Annotated in this window: 5 protein-coding genes; 1 reads left to right on the forward strand and 4 read right to left on the reverse strand. The window is 68.3% G+C overall.

What is annotated here, in order from left to right; all coding sequences use genetic code 11:
* Positions 1-438, reverse strand: a 438-nt coding sequence (locus HUU94_RS03950) for a sensor N-terminal transmembrane domain-containing protein (protein ID WP_174273813.1), incomplete at its 3' end; no start/stop codon positions are given.
* Complete coding sequence (locus HUU94_RS03955) at positions 407-1,114, reverse strand: response regulator transcription factor (RefSeq protein ID WP_174273817.1); 708 nt, start codon at positions 1,112-1,114, stop codon at positions 407-409. The genes HUU94_RS03955 and HUU94_RS03950, both read right to left, overlap by 32 nt.
* A 120-nt stretch (positions 1,115-1,234) precedes the next feature.
* Here HUU94_RS03955 and HUU94_RS03960 point away from each other — a divergent pair, with 120 nt between their 5' ends.
* Positions 1,235-2,176 carry a GGDEF domain-containing protein gene (locus HUU94_RS03960; protein WP_174273814.1) on the forward strand — a complete coding sequence of 314 codons (942 nt, stop codon included), beginning with the start codon at positions 1,235-1,237 and terminating at the stop codon, positions 2,174-2,176.
* A gap of 3 nt (positions 2,177-2,179) precedes the next feature.
* Here the strand turns inward: HUU94_RS03960 and purQ are convergent, their stop codons facing one another.
* Positions 2,180-2,845, reverse strand: a complete 666-nt coding sequence (gene purQ / locus HUU94_RS03965) for a phosphoribosylformylglycinamidine synthase subunit PurQ (protein WP_174273815.1) — start codon at positions 2,843-2,845, stop codon at positions 2,180-2,182.
* A 3-nt stretch (positions 2,846-2,848) separates the two neighbouring features.
* Positions 2,849-3,079: a phosphoribosylformylglycinamidine synthase subunit PurS gene (purS, locus tag HUU94_RS03970; RefSeq protein WP_174273816.1), complete on the reverse strand. Its 231-nt coding sequence runs from the start codon at positions 3,077-3,079 to the stop codon at positions 2,849-2,851.
* Positions 3,080-3,333: the final 254 nt, after the last annotated feature.

The raw sequence follows: 3,333 nt of genomic DNA on the forward strand, positions 1-3,333 counted from the left end.
GGGCCGTTCGGCGCCGACGATCGTATCGATCAGCCGGTCCATCGCGCGCGCCGCGCGCTTGCGCCACGGCTCCTGGCGGGGATCGCGGAGCTCGTAGGTGGCGGGCCCGGACGCCCAGCTATCGATCGGTGCGCCGTCGGCATCGGGATAGAGGCGGAGGCGGCTTTCGTTGGCGATGCCGAGCCGCGCCATCAGCGGGGCGCGCGCCACAGGCGGCGCCGCGGCGACGGCGGCGGCGGCCATCCGCACCTCGATCGCCGCCTGGCCGATGCGATCGTCGATCAGCTTGCTGCGATAGCTGTCGATATAGAGGAAGCTGCCCGCCAGCACGCCCAGCGCGAAGACGTTGACCGCGAGGATACGGCCGGTCAGCGTCAGCCGGCCGAACCAGCCGACGAACGGATCGTCACCCTTCCGCGAAACGGTAGCCAACCCCATAAAGCGTCTCGATCGCCTTGAATTCCGGATCGAGCTGCCGGAATTTGCGGCGGAGCCTTTTGATATGGCTGTCGATGGTCCGGTCGTCGACATAAACGTCGTCCTGATAGGCGGCATCCATCAATTGGTCGCGCGTTTTTACGACGCCGTGCCGCTGGGCCAGCGCCTCGAGGATCATGAATTCGGTGACCGTCAGCGTCACCTCGCGCCCCAGCCACGTAACCTGGTAGCGCGCGGGGTCCATTTCCAGCCGGCCGCGCACCACCTTTTCCGGTGGCGGGCTGCCCTCGGCGCCCTCGGGGGCGTTGCGCAGTTCGGCGCGGCGCAGGATCGCGCGGATGCGCGCGATCAGCAGGCGCTGCGAGAAGGGCTTGGAGATATAATCGTCGGCGCCCATCGCGAGACCAAGCGCCTCGTCGAGCTCATCATCTTTGGAGGTGAGGAAGATCACCGGCAGCGCGCTCTTCTCGCGCAGCCGCCGCAGCAGCTCCATGCCGTCGAGCCGCGGCATCTTGATATCGAGCACCGCGAGATCGGGGGGATTGTCGGTCAGCGCCTTCAGCGCCGCCTCCCCATCCGAATAGACGCGCACGATGAAGCCTTCGGCCTGGAGCGCGATCGAGACCGAGGTCAGGATGTTGCGGTCATCGTCGACGAGCGCGATGGCGGGCGCGATTTTCTCAATGTCCATTGTCACCGCCTCTATAGCAAGGCGCGGCGCGACCTCAACCGAGCGGTTCTCACCCATTTCTGAGAACCTGGCTTAATCGCGGCTCAAGCATGTCGTTCTTGGTGCGTGTACCACGATCCCTCGCTCTCCCGATCCAATGCGCGTCGCGCCGGCGTCAAGACATGGCTGCGGCGCCTGATCGGCGGCGGGCCCGATAAGGAAGCCGTAGACCACCCGCCTTGGGAGGATGCGGCGGTCGATCCAAGGTCGGTCGATGCGCTGGCGGCGGCGCTGGCGAAGCTGATTGAGGCGGCGCGCGGGCAGCTCGACGGTGCCAGCGATATCGTCGATCGATCGGCGGACGAAGTGCGCGATTATGGCAGCGTGCTGGCCGAGGGCGCCCGGATGTTCGGCGGCGCGGACCTGCCCGCCACGGTCGCCGGCGCGGTGATCGAGGCGACCGAAACGATGCTGGCGCGCACGCGCCGCGCCGAGGAAAGATTGCGCGGGATGAGCGCCGATCTCGCAAATCTGCGCCGCGATCTCGAGGAAGCCCGCGCGCTGGCCGAGCGCGATCCGCTGACCGGCCTGCCCAACCGCCGCGCGCTGGACAAGGCGCTGCTGGCGGCGATCGGCGGCGCCACCGCCGCGCGGCAGGCGCTGAGCGTGGCCTTTTGCGACATCGACAATTTCAAGGTGCTCAACGATCGCCACGGCCATGCGCTCGGCGATCGCGTGCTGCGGCTGGTCAGCGATTGCCTGACCGACGGCGGTGGGCAGGACGTGTTCGTCGGGCGGCACGGCGGCGAGGAATTCGTGATGATGTTCGATGGCGCGGGCGCCGAGCAGGCGGCGCTGCGGGTGGATGCGATCCGCGCGCAGCTCGCGACGCGCGTGCTGCGCTCGAAGACCGACGACCATCCGATCGGCAACGTCACCTTCTCGGCCGGGGTGGCGATGCTGCGGGACGGCGAACTGGGCGAGGATCTGCTGCAACGCGCGGATCGCGCGCTCTACCGCGCCAAGCATAACGGGCGGAACCGGGTCGAGATCGATCGCGAGAGTTGAGGGTCAGCCGATGGCGGCGAGCAGGCTTTCGAACAGGCGCCGTCCGTCCGTCCGGCCATGTGCGTCCTCGATCACGCGTTCCGGGTGCGGCATCAGGCCGAGAACGTTGCCCGCATCGTTGACGATGCCCGCGATATCGCGCGCCGAGCCGTTGACGGGCTCGGCATAGCGAAGCGCGACGCGCCCTTCGCCCTCCAGTCGATCGAGCGTGGCATCGTCGGCGACATAATTGCCGTCATGGTGTGCGACGGGGATCGCGATCGTCTCGCCCGCATCATAGCGGCTGGTGAAGATCGACTGGTTGTTGGCGACCTCCAGCGCGACATTGCGGCAGACGAAGGCGAGGCCCGCGTTGCGCATCAGCGCGCCGGGGAGCAGCCCCGCCTCGGTCAGCACCTGGAAGCCGTTGCACACGCCAAGCACCGCCACCCCGCGCGCCGCCGCACCGGTGACCGCGCGCATCACCGGCGACCGCGCCGCCATGGCGCCCGAGCGAAGATAATCACCGTAGGAGAAACCGCCCGGAACCGCGATCAGGTCGATCCCTTCCGGCAGATCGGTCTCCCGGTGCCACAGCATCACGGGCGCGGTGCCGGTGACGTCCTCGATCGCCACCGCGAGATCGCGGTCGCAATTCGATCCCGGGAAGACGACGACCGCGGCCTTCATCGCTCAGCCCCGCTCGATCCGGTAATTCTCGATCACCGTGTTGGCGAGCAGCTTGCGGCACATCGCCTCGAGATCGGCGTCGCTTACGCCCGCTTCATGCTCGAGTTCAATGAGCTTGCCCTGGCGGACCTCCGCGACGCCCGCGAAGCCGAGGCCTTCCAGCGCGTTGTGGATCGCGCGTCCCTGCGGATCGAGCACGCCGGGCTTGAGCGTCACATAGATGCGGGTCTTCAAGGCGGTCATCCGTCCAATCTGGCTGCCGGCGCTATGCCGCCGGGCGGGCGCCGCCGCAACCCGCCGCGATCGATTGACGCTCGCCGGGCCCCGCGCCTAGCATGATTACGGTGGCAACCCCGATGATACACGGACTGTAACGATGGGCTGGTTCGCGCGCGGCGGGTTCGGGCGGAGCGAGGCCGCCGTGGCGCGCGATGCGGAGTGGCGGGCGGCGCTCGATCGCGATGCGCTGCCGGCGGCGGTCGAGCAGC

Source organism: Sphingomonas bacterium, assembly GCF_903644055.1.
In the GTDB taxonomy this organism is placed as follows: Bacteria; Pseudomonadota; Alphaproteobacteria; order Sphingomonadales; family Sphingomonadaceae; genus Sphingomonas_I.